Origin of the sequence: Nocardia sp. NPDC049737, from assembly GCF_040674755.1 — a bacterium.
Classification (GTDB): domain Bacteria; phylum Actinomycetota; class Actinomycetes; order Mycobacteriales; family Mycobacteriaceae; genus Nocardia.
In genome coordinates this window covers 60,447-77,183 of sequence record NZ_JBFANH010000016.1, presented here as the reverse complement: position 1 = coordinate 77,183, position 16,737 = coordinate 60,447, and the positions used below count along the sequence as shown (strand labels likewise).

Annotated in this window: 15 protein-coding genes; 7 read left to right on the top strand and 8 right to left on the bottom strand. The window is 65.4% G+C overall.

Going from position 1 to position 16,737, the window contains the following annotated elements:
* Positions 1-8 precede the first annotated feature (8 nt).
* Complete coding sequence (locus AB0J47_RS22025) at positions 9-2,186, bottom strand: transglycosylase domain-containing protein (RefSeq protein WP_364349085.1); 2,178 nt, start codon at positions 2,184-2,186, stop codon at positions 9-11.
* Between the two features lie 700 nt (positions 2,187-2,886).
* Positions 2,887-3,306: a DUF5318 domain-containing protein gene (locus tag AB0J47_RS22020; protein ID WP_364348740.1), complete on the bottom strand. Its 420-nt coding sequence runs from the start codon at positions 3,304-3,306 to the stop codon at positions 2,887-2,889.
* A 159-nt stretch (positions 3,307-3,465) separates the two neighbouring features.
* Here AB0J47_RS22020 and AB0J47_RS22015 point away from each other — a divergent pair, with 159 nt between their 5' ends.
* The 7 genes from AB0J47_RS22015 (at position 3,466) to AB0J47_RS21985 (ending at position 9,091) form a co-directional block, all read left to right on the top strand.
* Entirely contained in the window at positions 3,466-4,074 is a 609-nt protein-coding gene (locus tag AB0J47_RS22015) for a DUF1707 domain-containing protein (protein ID WP_364348737.1), read from the top strand.
* The gene (locus AB0J47_RS22010; RefSeq protein ID WP_364348734.1) at positions 4,059-4,553 is read left to right on the top strand and encodes a hypothetical protein; all 495 of its coding nucleotides are present in this window, start codon (positions 4,059-4,061) and stop codon (positions 4,551-4,553) included. Before AB0J47_RS22015 ends, AB0J47_RS22010 begins: the two co-directional genes overlap by 16 nt.
* A gap of 7 nt (positions 4,554-4,560) precedes the next feature.
* Positions 4,561-5,361, top strand: a complete 801-nt coding sequence (locus tag AB0J47_RS22005) for a DUF1707 domain-containing protein (RefSeq protein WP_364348731.1) — start codon at positions 4,561-4,563, stop codon at positions 5,359-5,361.
* Between the two features lie 618 nt (positions 5,362-5,979).
* Positions 5,980-6,939: a hypothetical protein gene (locus tag AB0J47_RS22000; protein ID WP_364348728.1), complete on the top strand. Its 960-nt coding sequence runs from the start codon at positions 5,980-5,982 to the stop codon at positions 6,937-6,939.
* A gap of 27 nt (positions 6,940-6,966) precedes the next feature.
* On the top strand, positions 6,967-7,098 hold the full coding sequence (locus AB0J47_RS21995) for a DUF397 domain-containing protein (RefSeq protein ID WP_364348725.1): 132 nt from the start codon (positions 6,967-6,969) through the stop codon (positions 7,096-7,098).
* A gap of 345 nt (positions 7,099-7,443) precedes the next feature.
* Positions 7,444-7,998 (top strand): PadR family transcriptional regulator, encoded by a 555-nt coding sequence (locus AB0J47_RS21990; RefSeq protein ID WP_327094951.1) that lies wholly within the window; start codon positions 7,444-7,446, stop codon positions 7,996-7,998.
* On the top strand, positions 7,991-9,091 hold the full coding sequence (locus tag AB0J47_RS21985) for an inositol-3-phosphate synthase (protein ID WP_364348720.1): 1,101 nt from the start codon (positions 7,991-7,993) through the stop codon (positions 9,089-9,091). The genes AB0J47_RS21990 and AB0J47_RS21985 overlap by 8 nt, the downstream gene beginning before the upstream one ends.
* Positions 9,092-9,712: 621 nt before the next feature.
* Here the strand turns inward: AB0J47_RS21985 and AB0J47_RS21980 are convergent.
* The 6 genes from AB0J47_RS21980 to AB0J47_RS21955 all read right to left on the bottom strand — a co-directional run bounded on the left by AB0J47_RS21980 (position 9,713) and on the right by AB0J47_RS21955 (position 16,668).
* On the bottom strand, positions 9,713-10,138 hold the full coding sequence (locus tag AB0J47_RS21980; protein ID WP_364348717.1) for a GyrI-like domain-containing protein: 426 nt from the start codon (positions 10,136-10,138) through the stop codon (positions 9,713-9,715).
* An 8-nt stretch (positions 10,139-10,146) separates the two neighbouring features.
* The gene (locus tag AB0J47_RS21975) at positions 10,147-10,605 is read right to left on the bottom strand and encodes an effector binding domain-containing protein (protein WP_364348714.1); all 459 of its coding nucleotides are present in this window, start codon (positions 10,603-10,605) and stop codon (positions 10,147-10,149) included.
* Between the two features lie 445 nt (positions 10,606-11,050).
* Complete coding sequence (locus AB0J47_RS21970) at positions 11,051-13,312, bottom strand: transglycosylase domain-containing protein (RefSeq protein WP_364348711.1); 2,262 nt, start codon at positions 13,310-13,312, stop codon at positions 11,051-11,053.
* 112 nt (positions 13,313-13,424) lie between these two features.
* Positions 13,425-14,300 (bottom strand): carbohydrate ABC transporter permease, encoded by an 876-nt coding sequence (locus tag AB0J47_RS21965; RefSeq protein WP_364348709.1) that lies wholly within the window; start codon positions 14,298-14,300, stop codon positions 13,425-13,427.
* Positions 14,300-15,244 carry a sugar ABC transporter permease gene (locus AB0J47_RS21960; protein WP_364349082.1) on the bottom strand — a complete coding sequence of 315 codons (945 nt, stop codon included), beginning with the start codon at positions 15,242-15,244 and terminating at the stop codon, positions 14,300-14,302. The genes AB0J47_RS21965 and AB0J47_RS21960 overlap by 1 nt, the downstream gene beginning before the upstream one ends.
* A 122-nt stretch (positions 15,245-15,366) precedes the next feature.
* Positions 15,367-16,668 (bottom strand): ABC transporter substrate-binding protein, encoded by a 1,302-nt coding sequence (locus tag AB0J47_RS21955; protein ID WP_364348706.1) that lies wholly within the window; start codon positions 16,666-16,668, stop codon positions 15,367-15,369.
* Positions 16,669-16,737: the final 69 nt, after the last annotated feature.

Below are 16,737 nucleotides of genomic sequence, written 5' to 3'. Positions count from 1 at the left end.
ACCCGAGGCTACCGGGTGCGGGTCGGTTGACTGCCGTTGCCGTTACCGGTGCCACCGGATTGTGGCGATCCGGTGGTCGTCGGCATCGAACCGTCGGAGTTCGCCGTCGGCTGTCCCGGCATCGGCGTCGACTCCGGCTGCTGCTGTTGTTGTTGCGGCTGGCGCTGCTGCGTCTGCGGTTGCACGCCGGGGATCTGGATCGGTCCGAACGGGGTGTCGATCGTATTCGGGACGATCTGGATCGGCGGGATCAGCGGCGACTCCGTGGTCGACGGCGGGGTGAACGGTGCGGACCACGCGGGCACACCAGCTTGGCCCTTGATCGGGGGCGGCTTCGGGAAGTTTTCCTTGGGGGTGCCGTCCAGAGCACCGTCCATGGTGGCCTTCCAGATATCCGAGGGCAGACCGGAGCCGTAGACCATGCCGCCGCTGTAGTTGCGCAGCGCCGAGTTATCGATGGAGCCGACCCACACCGCGGTGGACAGCGACGGGGTGTAGCCGACCATCCAGGCGTCCTTGTTCTCGCCGGTGTCGCCGAGCTGGGCGGTACCGGTCTTGGTCGCCGACTCGCGGCCGTTGGCCAGGTTGTGATTGCGCGACCACGCCGCGATCGGCTTCATCGCGTCGGTGACGTTGTCCGCGACCGCCGCCGAGACTCGCTGTTCACCGGCGACATCACCGCGGTCGAGCAGCACCTGCCCGTCGGCGCTCACCACCTTGGTGACGAAGTGCGGTGCGCGGTAGACGCCGGAGGCGGCCAGCGTCGCGTAGGCCGAGGCCATATCCAGCACCCTGGCCTGGTACTGACCGAGCACGATGCCGTTGTTCGGCGGGGAACCGTCCGGCTCGACCAGGCTCTTGCCGACGCCCGGAATGGTCTCCGGAATGCCGAGCTTGTGCGCCATATCGGCGATCTTCGCCGGACCGTTCTGCATATCCAGCTCCATGCGGTAGAAGCTGGTGTTCAGCGAGCGCTTGAGCGCCTCGGCGATGGTGCAGGTGCCGCACTGCTCGCCTTCGACATTCGTGATCTTGATGCCGTTCACAGTGATCGGCGAACTGTCATACATCTCCGACAGCGGTTTGCCCAATTCCAGGTTCTCCGCGAGACCGAAGACCTTGAACGAGGATCCCGGCTGCAGACCGGCATTGGCGAAGTCGTAGCCCTGACCGTCGTCGCCGCCGTAGTAGGCGCGCACCGCACCGGTCTTCGGATCCACTGAAACCACTGCGGCGCGCAGCTTTTCCGGTTCGCCCTGCATCTTCTTCTGCGCGGCGTCGACGGCGGCCTGCTGTGCCTTCGGATCGATCGTTGTGGTGATCGACAGGCCAGCGGTATTGAGCTGCTGTTCGCTGATGCCCGCGGCCGCCAGCTCCTTGAGCACCTGGGTCTTGATCAGACCTTCGGGCCCGGCGTCCAGGCCTTTGTCCTTGTTAGAGGTCACGGGGACCACCTGCGGGAACTGCTGGGTCTGGCGCTCTTCGGCCTTCAGATTGCCGCCGGAGACCATGCCGTCGAGCACATAATTCCAGCGGAACTTCGCGCCCTCGGGATTCTTCTCCGGATCCAGGCCGGAGGGCTGCTGGATGGTGGCGGCGAGCACCGCGCCCTCGGCCACGGTGAGCTCCGAGACCGGCTTGGCGAAGTAGGCCTTGGCGGCGGCATCGATGCCGTACGCACCGCGACCGAAGTAGATGGTGTTCAGGTAGGCGGCGAGGATTTCGTCCTTGCTCCACTGCCGCGCCATCTTCGCCGAGATGACCAGCTCGTGCATCTTGCGGGTCAGTGAGTGTTCGTCACCGACGAGCGCGTTCTTCACGTATTGCTGGGTAATGGTCGAGCCACCGCCCGCGCTCTCCCTGTTGAGGGCTTGATCCCGGGCGGCGCGCATGAAGCCGGAAACCGAGAAGCCCGGGTTGGTGTAGAAGTCCCGGTCCTCGGCCGCGATCACGGCATTGCGCACATGCGGCGGAATCTGGTCGATGGTGACGTCGGTGCGGTTGCCCTCCGGCGGTACGACCTTGCTGATCACCGTGGTGCCGTCGCTGGCGAGGATATTCGCGACCTGGTTGGTTTTGAGGTCACCCGGCTGGGGTACCGAAACCGTGGTGTAGGCGATCAGGAAGACCGTGCTCGGCAAAATGATGGACAGGGCTAGCAGGACGTAGATGACCCGGCGCACGATCCGCCACGGCGACTTCTTCTTCGCACCGGGACGACGACCGCCCGGTCCGCCCGAACCACCGTTACCGCCATTGCGGCGCGGCGGCGGCCCTGAGGGCGGCGTGCCCGCGGTCGCGCGGCGCTCGCCGGTGGTGGGGCCGGAGCCGTTGGGGCGCCGGGCCCCGGGCCGATCCTGGCCGGGGCGATCCTGACCGGGCCGCGGGCTGGCCGGTCGGGGACCGGTGGGCGGGGCCGTGCGGCGGTTGCGTTCGGCGACGGCGTCGGTCAGCGAACCGGGCTGCCGATTCGGGCGTTCGATCTTCTGCGTGGACTGCGCGCCGGGCGGGGCGTTATCGGGTAGCGGTCGCCCTTGCGGCGGACGGCCCTGCGGCGGCGGAACCGGTCGACGCGGCGGCGGCTGCGGACCGCGCGGCGGTTCACCGGGATACCCGCCCTGCGGGGGCCGCGGACCACCGGGACCCGGCCGACCGGGTGGGGGACCAGCCGGTCGCTGCCCGGGATACGGGTTCGGAGGCTGTGGTGAACTTCGCTGAGTCCGGCCGCCGTGCGGTTCATCGCCGTAGGGGGAAGTCTCGTAGGGCGAATTCACTGACAAGATCTCCATAACTCGTAACGGTCTGCGGGGCGCGGTGCGGCGATTATCGCCGCGGCGGACGCGTCGAGGCTCCGCGTGTCACCCGACGGGCAGATGACCTGGCACATCATTCGGCTGCGGTGCGCCGGTTGGCCCTGGTGCCCGTGCGCCGCCGCGTCGGCGACGGAGCGGTACCGAGCACATAGGACTGCACCAGATGATTCCAGCTGCAGCTCCGGCATACCTCGACGACATGGACCGAGAACTCCTCGCGAGTCTCGGCGAGGCGTATCAATTCCTCTGGTGTGCGAGCCGATCCCGCCATCGGGCCGAGGCCGTCGCCGTAGACCCAGGATACGAGCGTCAACTGCTCTTTCCGGCAGATCGGGCATGTCACCTCGCTCCCCCGACCGTGGAACTTCGCCGCACGTAAGAGGTAGGGATTGGCATCACAAACCTCGCCGACATCGACACGGCCCGCATAGACGTCAGCGAGCAGCGACCGACGCTTGAGAGCGTAGTCGACCACCTGTCGCTGAATTCGCACGAGAACCAGAGTAGCGGGGCCGGGCGCGGGCCGCGCTGGGCTGTGTGGGATCGACCGACCGGTATTCATTGTTGAACTGGGGCGTTACCGGCATCGGCGGATTACGATTCTCCCGTGTCCCCCGCCACATCCGGGCGGTCAACGGCAGCATCCGGACGTATGCGCGCGCGTGACCTCGACCGTGCCAACGCGTCCAGTGTGCTGGATGCGGCCTATGCGGAAGGGCAGCTCGGCGCCGATGAATATCGCGACCGTACCGCGCAGGCCGAGACCGCGAGGACGGTCGGTGAGCTCGAACGCCTCGTCGGTGATCTGCAAGTACCGTCCGCCGTAGCTGATCTGGTGTCGAGCGAATCGCCGCCTCCCCGAAACCTGTTGCGTCGAGCCGGAACCGGTGGACGTTATCCCGATCACACCCGGGCACGCGATGTCGATCGTGACACCACCCGCCAACTGATCGACAATGCGCGCGGCGACGGTCAGCTGAGCGAGGATGAGCATCAGGCCCTCACCGAACTGGCCGGCGAGGCGAAAACCCTTGGCGAACTGGCGCAATTGGTCGACGATCTGCAACGACCCAGCGGCGCCGCGCCGCCACCGCAGCCGCCTCGATCGAATCGTCGGCGCTGGTATCGGATTGCGGTCGGGGCCAGCGCTGTCTGTGCCGCGGTCGCCGCCTTCGTGCTGACCAGCGGTGTATCGGATACCGAACCGCCCCTGCTGCAGCACCGGTTGTCGTGGATCTGGGATCGGTGCAACCGAGTGTGATCGCGACGCCGAATCTGCTTACCCGAGAAGGGCTCACGCTGTTCCTGGGGAAATACCGCGACAAATTCGGCGATCTGAAGATCGATCAGCTGACGTTGTATCCGGAATACGCCATCGTGTCGCGTGCGGTGCCGGGCGAGCCGAATCGGTTGATCGGCTACGACTATCGCGGCGGCTTCCAGCAGTCGAGCAGCGTGACCAGCCGCAAGGCCGATAAAGCCGCCGTTGATCTCGCGCAGCTGAATGTCGCCGCGATCAGTGATGCGCTCGCGAGCGCGCCGAGCACCCTGCGGGTGGCCAACGGCTTTGTCACGCATATGGATGTCGAGATCAACGATGCCGGTGCGTACAACAGTTTCGGCATACCGAAGAACGGCCCGTACGTAACCATTTACGCGGGCAACAAGTTCAACGAGTCCGGATATCTACTGCTGACTCCAGCGGGCGCGGTCGCGCGCGCGGTGCCTTTCGAGAAGTGAGGCGTTGATGGCGACGACGCGCTATGGCGGCATCCGGGCCCGCGACACCGACCGTGCCGACGTGTGCGGCCTGCTCGACGCGGCACTGACCGATGGTCAGATCACCGAGGACGAACACGCCGCCCGCACCGCAAAGGCCATGTCCGCCAAATCCTTCGGCGAACTCGATGCCATCGTCGGCGATCTGCAGATCCCGGACAACCTGGTGGACGCGCCGGTGGTCCGGGTGGATCGCAGGCGGCCACGGCGTTGGCTCGCACCGGTGGCGGTCATCGGCGCGGCCGCGGTGCTCGGTGCCGCGGTGGGCGGTATCGCGAGCTGCGCGGGCGGACCATTCGGCCCATCCGAACACGTGCCGACGCTCACCACGGGTGCCGGGCTCGCGTATTTCCTCGCCGAGTACCGTGCTGAATTCGGCGACACCAAGGCCGACGAGGTCTCGTTGTATCCGGGGTATGTGCTCTTCGAACGCGCGGCGGTCGGCAATCCGGCTGCGACTGCGCGCTACTACTACAACGGAACCTTCCGAGAGCCCGATATTCGCACCGGCCGAAAACCCGATGCGCCGACCGTCGATCTCGCCGCCATAGACCTGCGCGCAATCGCCGGCCTGCTTGCTGGCGCACCGCAGTCGATCAAAGTGCCCAACGGCACAGTGACCTACTACGCATTCCGCCACGCCACCAACGGCCCCGTCGACTCAGGCCCCGCCGTCGAGATCTACGCGAGAAACCCAGCCGGAGCCTCAGGCAATATGACGGCGACCTTCACCGGTGAACCCTTGAGAGTCTCCCCGCCCAGCCCGTGATCCCACCGCATACCTCTGCACGTCTCGCATACTTTCGTAACCGCCGCACGGTGTTTCGCGCGGTGAGTCGGTGTGCGAGGTGGGGCAAAGGTGTGCGAGGCCTGGTAGTGGCGGTCCTTTTTCATAGGCTCGGGGTCGTCGTGCTCGGTGGGCCAGCCGTCGGTATCGATTTCGCAGACCGAACCATCGGCGCGCTCGCACACTGGGCGGCTGCAGCTGTCGGGTCTCAGAACTCGTGGCGGCATCTCAGAATGGATCGCGGTGACATGGCGGATCCGCCATGTTTTTGAGATTCCGCTTCCTCTTGCTGATTGGTTGGGTGATGATCTTCGCCAGTTACTTTGCGCAGCAGGGGGATTCGAGTTGGCGAGCGTGGTGGTATCGAAAGCACCCCGATCTCGAGGGTCGGCTACTGTCGCTGCTGTGCAGGTCAGCTTTCGACGTGTTGCCGATGATGTCGAGAGGTCGGCTCGCTTGCGGCGGTGCGTAATCGGTCGGCTACCGAGTCCGGGCACGTCATCTACGAGTCGCGGCTGACCGGGATGTCCTGCAGGACGCAGCCCCACGGCCAGGACCAATTACGACGAGGCGACGGCCGCAGTCTTTCGGAGGAGAGTCATGTCCTTTCCTAGGCTTCCCCAGCCGGAGCCCGGTGAAGTGTTGTTGGTCTGTACCTGCTACGAGGACGGCACGGCACTGTGGGGCGGGCTACTTGACGAGATCGGGGGCCGCCGGGAAGGCGATGTGCTCGTCGTCGGGGGCGGCGGAGTGCGGCTGCGATCGATCGAGGACTGCGGGTGGGACTTCATGCACGGCGGAAATGTCCCGGCGCTTCTCGTGGAAGGTGGCCCAGTGCCGCCGGTTGCCGTCTTGGCGGACATTCCGGTGGTGTACGGCGGGGACGGGCCGTTGCTGGTGGATCTGGCGGCGATACCCGGGCGCGGTGTCCGGGTTCCGTCGGCCCGACTCGGTGAGATCCTGGCCGACCTGCTGGGCGGCGCACTCACGTTCGACCACCTGGTGCGCGACATGGACGTGTGCGGCATGTACCAGGGGGACGGCGGCCGTCCGGCCTTCCCCGCGCCGACGGCGCTGCGGCACCGGTCCTTCCCGGCACTGCCCTCCACCGCTGACGTACTGCTGGTCCGTACCTTCTTCGACGACGAGGAGAGCTGGCACGTCCTGCTCGACGAGTTGGGCGGGGTCGACGAGGATGGCTGGGTCGGCGCAGACCTGGACCTGGACGAGATCGACGTGGAGCACTATCCGCTGTCGGCGTTGGTCGTCGACGACCGAGCCTTCGAGGGTCTGCTGCCGGGTCAGGTCCCGGCGCTGGTCCCGCCGTCCAAGGCGCATACCGAGGAGTACACCACGCTGGTCGTTCTCGCCGATTCCAAGACCTTTGCTGAGCCTGACCGACCGCTGACCGCTGTCGACCTGTACGACACCCCAGGGCAGCCCGCCGTCCTTCCCTGCCGCATGGTCGGATCGCTTGCGAGCAACCTGGCGATCAGCAACATGGACTTTTTCGAGTTCGTCGCCGTGGAGGACACGGAGCCGTGGTGGGAGGGCTCCTGAAAGGGCACGCGATGCTGCCCTCCTACCGTGAGCTTGGACAGCAGGGGGACATGGGGCCAAGAATGTGTGGAGGTCGCCCACCTGAACGGTGGCATGGTCGGCGTTCGTGACTCCAAGAACCCAACCGCCCCGACACTGGCCTCCACCCCAGCCGAATAGTCCGCCTTCACCACTACCGTGCACACCGGCGACTTCGATCCGCCCTAACACCGCATCCAGATAGCTCGCCTCGCTAGCGGTATGCGCTCCCGCGCACCTTTTGTCACGCCGCGCACGAAATCGCCGGGCGAAACCGAGCGCGGCGCGCGAATCGGTGCGCGTGACCGTCCCGAGGCGAGCGCCGTTGGTGGCCGGGTGGTCTGGCGGGGGTGGGGCAAATCGATGTCTAGCTGCGTCGACGGCTCTATGTATCGGCGTTGACTATGCACGTTTATATCGGTCCGATATAGTGGGGAGTCGCATCCATCGGTTAGGTCTGAATAGACAGTCAGGGGGTGAAGCCCGATGCTCGAGTTGGCAATCCTCGGGCTGCTCCTCGAAGCGCCCATGCACGGATACGAGCTGCGCAAGCGGCTGACCGGATTGCTCGGGCCGTTTCGGGCCTTCTCCTACGGATCGCTCTATCCGACGCTGCGTCGCATGCAGACCGATGGGCTGATCGCCGAGGAGAACGTCGCGGGCGTCACCCGTCGTGCGCGACGGGTCTATCAACTGACTGCGACCGGGCGGGAGCGGTTCACCGAACTGCTCGCCGACACCGGACCGCAGAACTACACCGACGACGGCTTCGGCGTCCACCTGGCGTTTTTCAGCCGCACCCCCGCGGAAGCGCGGATGCGGATTCTGGAAGGCAGGCGACGGCAGGTCGAGGAGCGCCGAGAGGGTCTGCGGGAAGCGATCAAGAAGGCCAGTGGCTCGCTGGATCGCTACACCCGCCAGCTCCACCAGCTCGGTCTGGAATCAAGCGAGCGCGAAGTGCGCTGGCTCAACGAGTTGATTGCGGCGGAGCAATCGACGAAGGCGGCACCACAGAAAGAGGGAAATATCGGCCATGAGTGAAGACAAGAAGGCTGAAACTGCCACCGAAGTTCGCGTCGCCATCGTCGGCGTTGGTAACTGCGCTTCCTCGCTGGTCCAGGGCGTGCAGTACTACAAGGACGCGGACGAGACCGCGACCGTGCCCGGTTTGATGCACGTCAAGTTCGGCAAGTACCACGTCCGCGACGTCAAATTCGTCGCCGCGTTCGACGTCGACGCCAAGAAGGTCGGCTTCGACCTGGCCGAGGCGATCTTCGCCAGCGAGAACAACACCATCAAGATCTCCGACGTGCCGCCCAGCGACGTTGTCGTGCAGCGCGGTCCGACGCTGGACGGTATCGGCAAGTACTACGCCGAGACCATCGAGCTGTCCGAGGCGCAGCCGGTCGACGTCGTGAAGGTGCTGAAGGACAACAAGGTCGACGTCCTGGTCTCCTACCTGCCCGTCGGCTCGGAAGAGGCGGACAAGTTCTACGCCCAGTGCGCCATCGACGCCGGCGTCGCCTTCGTCAACGCGCTGCCGGTGTTCATCGCCTCCGATCCGGTGTGGGCCGAAAAGTTCACCAAGGCAGGCGTTCCCATCGTCGGTGACGACATCAAGAGCCAGGTCGGCGCAACCATCACCCACCGCGTGATGGCCAAGCTGTTCGAGGACCGCGGCGTGCAGCTCGACCGCACCATGCAGCTGAACGTCGGCGGCAATATGGACTTCAAGAACATGCTCGAGCGCGAGCGCCTGGAGTCGAAGAAGATCTCCAAGACCCAGGCCGTCACCAGCAACCTCAAGAAGGAGCTGGGCGCCAACGATGTGCACATCGGCCCGTCCGATCACGTCGGCTGGCTCGACGACCGCAAGTGGGCATACGTGCGTCTCGAGGGCCGCGCCTTCGGTGATGTGCCGCTGAACCTGGAGTACAAGCTCGAGGTGTGGGATTCGCCGAACTCGGCCGGCATCATCATCGATGCGGTGCGCGCGGCGAAGATCGCCAAGGACCGCGGCATCGGCGGCCCCGTCCTGCCAGCCTCGGCCTACCTGATGAAGTCCCCGCCGAAGCAGCTGGCCGACGACATCGCACGTCAGCAGCTGGAAGCGTTCATCATCGGCGCTGAGTAGTCACCCGCCTCATCCGAGGTAAGCCGGGCCGGAGAACTCTTCGGCCCGGCTTTGCGGTATCCGGGCGCGGTTGAGTATCGAGTTCGCCCGGAAGATCGTCGCCGGAGCGCGAGGCCGGACACGGGTTTGCCCCGTACGGGTTGCGCCGATCACCTCGGACGCATCTGTGGCCGTAAACGGTCCTCGATCTCGATTCGCTCGAAACCTGATGCTGTGAGTGGGAACGTCCGAGGGCTGGGTTCATGGCCGTACTCAGTGGTCATGTCTCGATCTCGATGTGGTCGATGTCGATTGCGACGAGAATCGGATGGGGGAGGGTTCGGCCGCCGGGCACTTGTGGGCGCACCCCGTCGCAGTGTGGGAAAGCCGAGTCCAGTGAAGCGTCGGTGGCCGTTGCAGTAGTGGGCAGCGTGCGCCCACCGACCGATCGGGCCGGCTACATAGTCGTGCCGACGGATGAGGCCTGCAGCGTCGACAATCGAGCAGGATCCGAGGCGGTCCGGACGTGACGCCCCAGCAGCCCGAAGGGTATACGCCCACTCGAGTGGACGATAGCTTGTTTCCCTTCGAGAGCCGCTTCGTGGAGCTGGACCGTCACGTCGTCCACTACACCTTGAAAACTCAGTCCAGCGAGACGTAGACCTCGACGGACGTCGGTCCCGTGTAGCGCTCGATTTCCGCGGTGTGTGAGCGGGTGATGGTGCCCGCGCTTTCGGCCTTGCGGACCTGCGCCCATGCGGTGCGCAGCAGATCGTAGGGCTTATCGGAGACAACGAATTTCGCGTAGCGCCCAGTTGGGACGCGGGTCAGCACATCACCGGCATCCATATCGTCCATCTCGGCGATCTCGTAGCCCAGGATCGCGACGGCGTGATCGTTCTGGCCGATATAGGCCGCGACCCGCGGCACATTCTTCTCCCGCGCCAGATACCGATCCCAGGTGAAGTTCACCAGGTCCAGGTCGCGGGCGGTCACCTCGCGTCCGGCCAGCGGGACGGTGAGTCCGGCGACCAGGCTTTCGTCCAATGTGACAATTTCGAAGTCCACAGCTGTTCCTAACCGTCGACCGGTTCGTCTGCCAGCGCCACGAATACTTCAGCCGTGCGCGCGTCCGGATAATGTTCCACGTCGCCGGTATAGGCGCGCACCAATCGGCCGCCGGCCTCGGCATCCCATACCGCGCGCCAGATGGTCACGATGGTGTCGCCGAGATTGTCGCCGCTGAGCGTGAATCGGGCGAACCGGCCCGCGGGCACCCGCGCCAACACATCGCCCGGCAGCAGATCCCCGATGGTGTGGCAGCGGTAGCCGACGATATGCGTGAGGTAGGAGTTGATCTCCGGCGCGTGGTCCACATACGCGGTCGTCGGCGGGCCGGGCAGCTTGCGGGCCAGATTGCGTTTCCACGCCTCCTCGACCTTGGCGCGGCGCGGTCCCTCGACTGCGAGCGCCGGGCTGCGCAGCACTGTGCCCGCCACGAGCGTCTCGGGACGTTCAACGACATTGAAATCCACCGGCGTGCCCCTATATGTCTAGTCTGTCTCCAATTGGCGGCGCTCCCGGGCCCCCGTGGCCGCGGAAGCTACTTCCGGGCTTGACGCTCGCGCCGCGTGTCGTCGCTCGAGCGCATATCCTTCCTCATCGATCTCACGACGTCGGCGTCGGCCTGGTTTGGTTCCGGCGCGCCGTGCTCACTTCACTCTGGCAAACGATGCTGCCACGTCATCCGTTCCCATGGCTCCGGTCGACATACATTCATAGCGAGCTAGGCGAGCTGGCAGCTCTGCGTAACCGCGGCGGAGCGAGTCTTACGAGCGGCCCGTCCCGCGTCCGCGCCGCAGGTGCGGCTATTGAACACAGCCGAGTCGCCGAAGCGCATGCGACGCAGTCGCGAGTCTCGACGGCTCGGACGCGAGACACCGGGGGCCGCGAACACGCCGCGCCCGCGCGGCCAATGATTCAGCGGGGCATCGGAATGCTCAGTCCGGGGAAGATCTCGACTTCCGTCGGGGGCGCCGGGGCGGGTGGGATGATGATCATCGGTGCGGTGGAAGTGCTCGACGGCGGGTTGAGGATGTCGTAGCCGCCGCCGGAGGGTTTGCTCGTACTCGGCTGACTGCCTTGTGTTGCCGATGCCGGGAACTGCTCGATCGGAGTGCCGTCGAGTGCGCCGTCCATCACCTGCTTCCAGATGTCGGCAGGCAGGCCGGAGCCGTAGATGTCGGTGCCGCGCGCGGTCTCGATCGGCTGGGATTGTTCGGTACCGACCCACACCGCCGTGGACAGCGACGGGGTGAAGCCGATCATCCACGCGTCCTTGTTCTCTTTGGACGCACCGAGTTGGGTGGTTCCGGTCTTGGCGGCGGAGGGCCGACCGCCGGACAGGCTGTGCCCGTTGGAATATTCGGCGATCGGGAGCATCGCCTCGGCGGTGCTGTCGGCGATGCCGCGCGGAATGCGCTGCTGGCCGGGCGGGGGTTGCTTGCCGACCTGGTGGGCGGGTTCGCCGCGATCCAGCAGGACGCGGCCGTCGCCCGTGACCACCCGCTGCACGAAGTACGGCTGATGGTAGACACCGGAATTGGCGATCGTCGCATAGGCCGATGCCATATCGATGGGGCGAACCAGATACTGGCCCAACACGATTCCGTTGAGCGGCGGCCCGCCGTCCTCGGTGAGAGCTTTACCGGCCACGCCCGGAATCTCTTCCGGGATTCCGGCCTCATGGGCAGCATCGGCAATTGCCTTGGGGCCGTTGAACATCGACATCGTGAGTCGATAGAAGCTGGTGTTCAGCGAGCGTTTCAGCGCCTCGGCCATGGTGCATTTGCCACACGATTCGCCGTCCACATTGGTGATTTTGGTGCCGCGATCGGTCACCGGTGAACTGTCGAGCATCCGGGTGAGCGGAATGTCCTGCTGCAGCGCCGCGATCACCGCGAAGACCTTGAATGCCGAGCCGGTCTGCAATGGCGCCTGCGCGAAATCGAAGCCGATACCGTCGGCGCCGCCGTAGTAGGCGCGCACCGCGCCGGAACGCGGGTCGATCGAAACCACCGCGCCACGCAGTTCCGGCGGCTGCGGGTCGAGTCGATCGTGTATCGCATCGCGTGCGGACTGCTGGGCCCTGGCGTCGATGGTGGTGGTGATCTGCAATGCCCCGGTCTTGAGTTCCCGCTCGCTGACGCCGGCATCGCGCAGTTCCCGCAGCACCTGGCTGCGGATCAGGCCCTCCGGGCCGCGCGCCGCATTGACGTCCGGGATTTCGGTGATCGGGACGATCTGCGGGAATGCCGTCGCATCACGGTTGCCGGGTGCCAGCGTATCCATCTCGACCATGCCGTTGAGCACGTACTTCCAGCGCGTCTTCAGCTCGGTGAGATGGGTCTCCGGGTCCAGGATCGACGGCGTGCGGATGACCGAGGCCAGCACCGCGCCTTCGGCGAGCGTCAAATCCGGTACCGGCTTGTTGAAGTAGGCCTTCGCGGCCGCCGAGATCCCGTACGCGCCGCGCCCGTAGTAGATGGTGTTGAGGTAGGCGGCGAGGATGTCGTCCTTACTCCATTGCCGCGCCATTTTGGATGCGATGATCAGTTCGCGCATCTTCCTGGTCAGGGTGCGTTCGGAGCCGAGGAAGGCATTCTTCACATACTGCTGAGTGATGGTGGAGCCGCCGCCCGCATCCTCTTCGCCGAGGATATTGTCCCGGGCGGCCCGCAGGAATCCGCTGGCCGAGTAGCCGGGATTGGTATAGAAGTTGCGATCCTCGGCCGAGAGCACCGCATCGCGCACCGGCTTCGGCACATCCGACAGGGGCACCGGAATCCGATTGCCGTCCGGCGGAACGACCTTCGCGATCACCGTGGTCGCGTCGGAGGCGAGGATGGTGGCGATCTGATTGGTCTGCACCGAATCGGGGTCCGGGATTTCGGCGCTCCAGTAGACCAGCACGAACAGCAGCGACGGCACCGCGACGAAGATGATGAACAGGGCCAGCAGTAGCCGTCGGAAGCGTTCGCCTCGGGTGCGCTGTGGTCGATTGGCGGGTGTCGGTTGTGGCCGGGGCGATTTCGTAGCGCCGGGCGGTCGGGGCTTGTCCTTGCGTGGTGACGTGCCGGTGTTGTGTTCGCTGAAACCCGCGACGGAGGCATAGGGTGCCGCCACCGGTTTGCCCCGACGACCGCCGCCGCGTCGCCGCTTGCCGAACGAGCTCACGATCATCTCCTCCCGGAGCGTCGGTAAAACTCACCTGCACGGACACGATCGGAAATGACCCGAGATCCTACACCGAGTATTACCGCCGCAACGGGATTCAAGCCATGCGGCAGGCGTACTAGCTCTTCACACCACCCGCGGTGAGACCGGAGATGATGCGGCGCTGGAACAGCAGCACCATGATGACCAGCGGAATCGTGACCATCGTGCCCGCCGCCATAATCGCGGCGTACGGCTGCACGAGCGGGTTGTTACCGGAGAAGCGCGCGATCGCGACGGTCACCGGTTCGGTCTTATCGCTGGAGAGCAGCCGGGCCAGCAGATATTCGTTGACCGAGGCGATGAACGCCAGGATCGCCGTGGTGAATACCGCTGGCGCCGCCAACGGCAGCATGACCAGCCGGAAGGCCTGCATCTTGGTCGCGCCATCGATGCGGGCGGCCTCCTCGAGTTCCCATGGCAGTTCGGCGAAGAACGAGGCCAGGATGTAGACGGTCATCGGCAGCACGAACGAGATGTTCGGAATGATCATCGCCTGGTATTCACCGATCCAGCCGAGGTTGGTGAACAGCTGGAACAGCGGGGTGACCAGCACGACCACCGGGAACATCGATGCCGAAAGGATGAGCCCGGAGACCAGGTACTTGCCTTTGAAGGTCAGCCGCGCCAGTGCGTAAGCGGCGAGCACGCCGAGCACCAGCGCGACCGCCGTGGTCACCGCGCCGATGATGACGCTGTTGAGCAGTGCCTTGCCGAAGTCGTTGCCGCGGCTGGTATCGAAGGCGTTGCGGAAGTTCTCCAGGGTGACGTGGGTGGGCCACGGGGTGTTGTCGAAGGTGTAGACCGGATCGCGGAATGCGGTGACGGCCATCCAGTAGAACGGGGCCAGACCCCACACCAGCACGATCAGCGCACCCGAATACAGCCGCACCGAACCCAGGCGCTTGGTCCAAGGAGCCTGCGCCGCAGACTTTTTCGTGGTCACGGTGGTCATCAGTGCGCCTCCCGCTGTTCTTCCTGGGTCCGAACGGCATTGGCGCCCAAAACCTTTACCAGCAGGAAGGCCACCGCGAAGATCAGCAGGAAGGTGATCGTCGACAGTGCCGCCGCGCTATTGGGACCTTGGCGGACCTGTTCGACCACCAGCGCCGAAATGGGGCGGGTGGACGGGTTGCCGAGCGTCATGATCGCGGGCAGGTCGTAGAGGCGCAGTCCGTCCATGGTGCGGAACAGCACCGCGACCAGCAGCGCGGGCTTGAGCAGCGGCAGCGTGATCTGGGTGAAGCGCTGCCAGGCCGAGGCCCCGTCGACCTTCGCGGCCTCGTACACATCGGCCGGAATCACCTGCAGACCGGCCAGCAGCAGCAACGCCATGAACGGCGTGGTCTTCCAGACATCGGCGGCGATGACCGCGAACCGCGCGGGCCAGGCCTCCGAAGTCCACAGGATGTGGGTGCCGAAGACCCGGTTCACCACGCCGTCGTACTGGAACATGAACTCCCACAACCGGGCGGTGACCGCGGTCGGAATCGCCCACGGCACCAGCACCGCCGCGCGCAGCAGGGCACGGCCCTTGAAGGTCTTGCCCATGACCATGGCCATGCCGAGGCCGAGGGTGGCCTCCAGCGTCACCGTGATCACCGTGAAGAACAGCGTCACGCCGATGGCCAGCCAGAACTGCGAGCCGAGATTACCGGTCGGGCAGGAGACGGTTTCGCCGGCTGCCTGACACTGCTGCAGCAGCCAGTGCGTGTAGTTCGAGAAGCCCGCGTTGCCGCCCTCGACGAACATGCCGGTCGAGGGGTCGAGTCCAGGATCCTTCTGGAACGACATGTACAACGCGCGGAAGACCGGATAGCCCACGACCACCGCCAGGGTGATCAGTACGGGCGTGACGAACAACCACGCCTTACCGGAACGCCGCAACTCCAACACCAAGGTGCCACCGAATCCGCGCTTTGTCGGCAGATCGCCGTCGCTCGACACGCGAGTGGCCGTTCCCGAAGGATCCGACACCGTTTCTCTCTCCTACGGGGTGGTCGGGTCCGCTCTTGTACTCGCTACGATCCGGCTGTCTCGATGCCCTTTTGCATACCGGTGATCGCGTCGTCGACGGACTTGGTTCCGTTCAACGCAGCATAAGCGTTGTCCTGGATGGCCTTCGACACCGCCGGGTAGAACGGGGTGACCGGACGCGGCACCGCGTTGGCGATCGAATCCTTCAGCGCGGGCAGGTACGGCATCTTCGCGATCAGCGCCGGATCGTCGTACATCGACGCGCGCACCGAGGGCAGCGCCCCGGCCGCGACGATGTGCTGGGCGTCCTCGCTGATCAGGTAGCGCAGGAAGTCCAGCGCGGTGGCCTTGTTCTTGGAGAACGCGCTGATTGCCGCGTTGTAGCCGCCGAGGGTCGAGGCACCGACGCCGTTCTCGCCGGGCAGCGGCGCGACGGCGAACTTGTCCTTGACCGCGGAGGATTCCGCGCCCGCGTCACCGAAGGTGGACGGCCAGTTGCGCATGAACAGCAGCTTGCCGGTATTGAAGGCGTTGGCGCTCTCCGGCTCCTTGAAGGTGATGGCTTCCTTCGGGATATCGCCGTTGCGGTAGGCGTCGACGAGCACCTCGAGTCCGGCGCGCGCCTGCGGGGTGTTCACGGTCGGGGTCTTGCCGTCCGCACCGACGAAGGTGCCGCCGTAGGCGTTGATGGCCTCGGCCGCGTTCACCGTCAGGCCCTCGTACGGTGCCAGCTGGCCCGCGTAGCAACCCATATTGTTCTGCTTGGCGATCGGGCACTGCGCCAACATCTCGCTCCAGGTCTTGGGCGGATTCGGTACCAGATCCTTGCGGTAGAACAGCAAGCCGCCGTTGGTGTTTCGCGGCGCGGCGTAGAGGGTGTTGTTGTACGTGGCGCTGGCGACCGTCGGGGACAGCAGCGCCGAGGTGTCGATGGAGAAGGTGTCCTTCAGCGGCTGGATCCAGCCCTTCGCGGCGAATTCCGCGGTCCACGGCACGTCCAGGGCGACCACATCGTAGGTGGACTGCTTGGAGCGCATGTGCTCGACCAGATCGTCGTACTGCTGCGAGGCGTCGTTGGACTGCTCTTTGAAGGTGACCTGCTCATCCGGGTGCGAGGCGTTCCAGCGCTCGATCAGCTGCTTGACCGCGCCGGTTTCGGTGGTGTCCTTGCCCTCCACGTAGGTGATCGGGCCGCGGCCGGTCAGGTTCTGGCTGGATGGATTGCCGCCGTTATCGCCGGAGCAGGCACTGGTGAACGTCGCCGTGAGCAGCGCAACAGAGGCGGCCGCCAACGCCGCTCGTGGTACGAGCGACGAACGTAGGGACATCACCTTTTTCAAAGCCATCGCGAACACTCCAAGGTCGAGACGTGAGCAGCAGCACACCCTGCAGGTGCACAAGGCAAGATACATGGT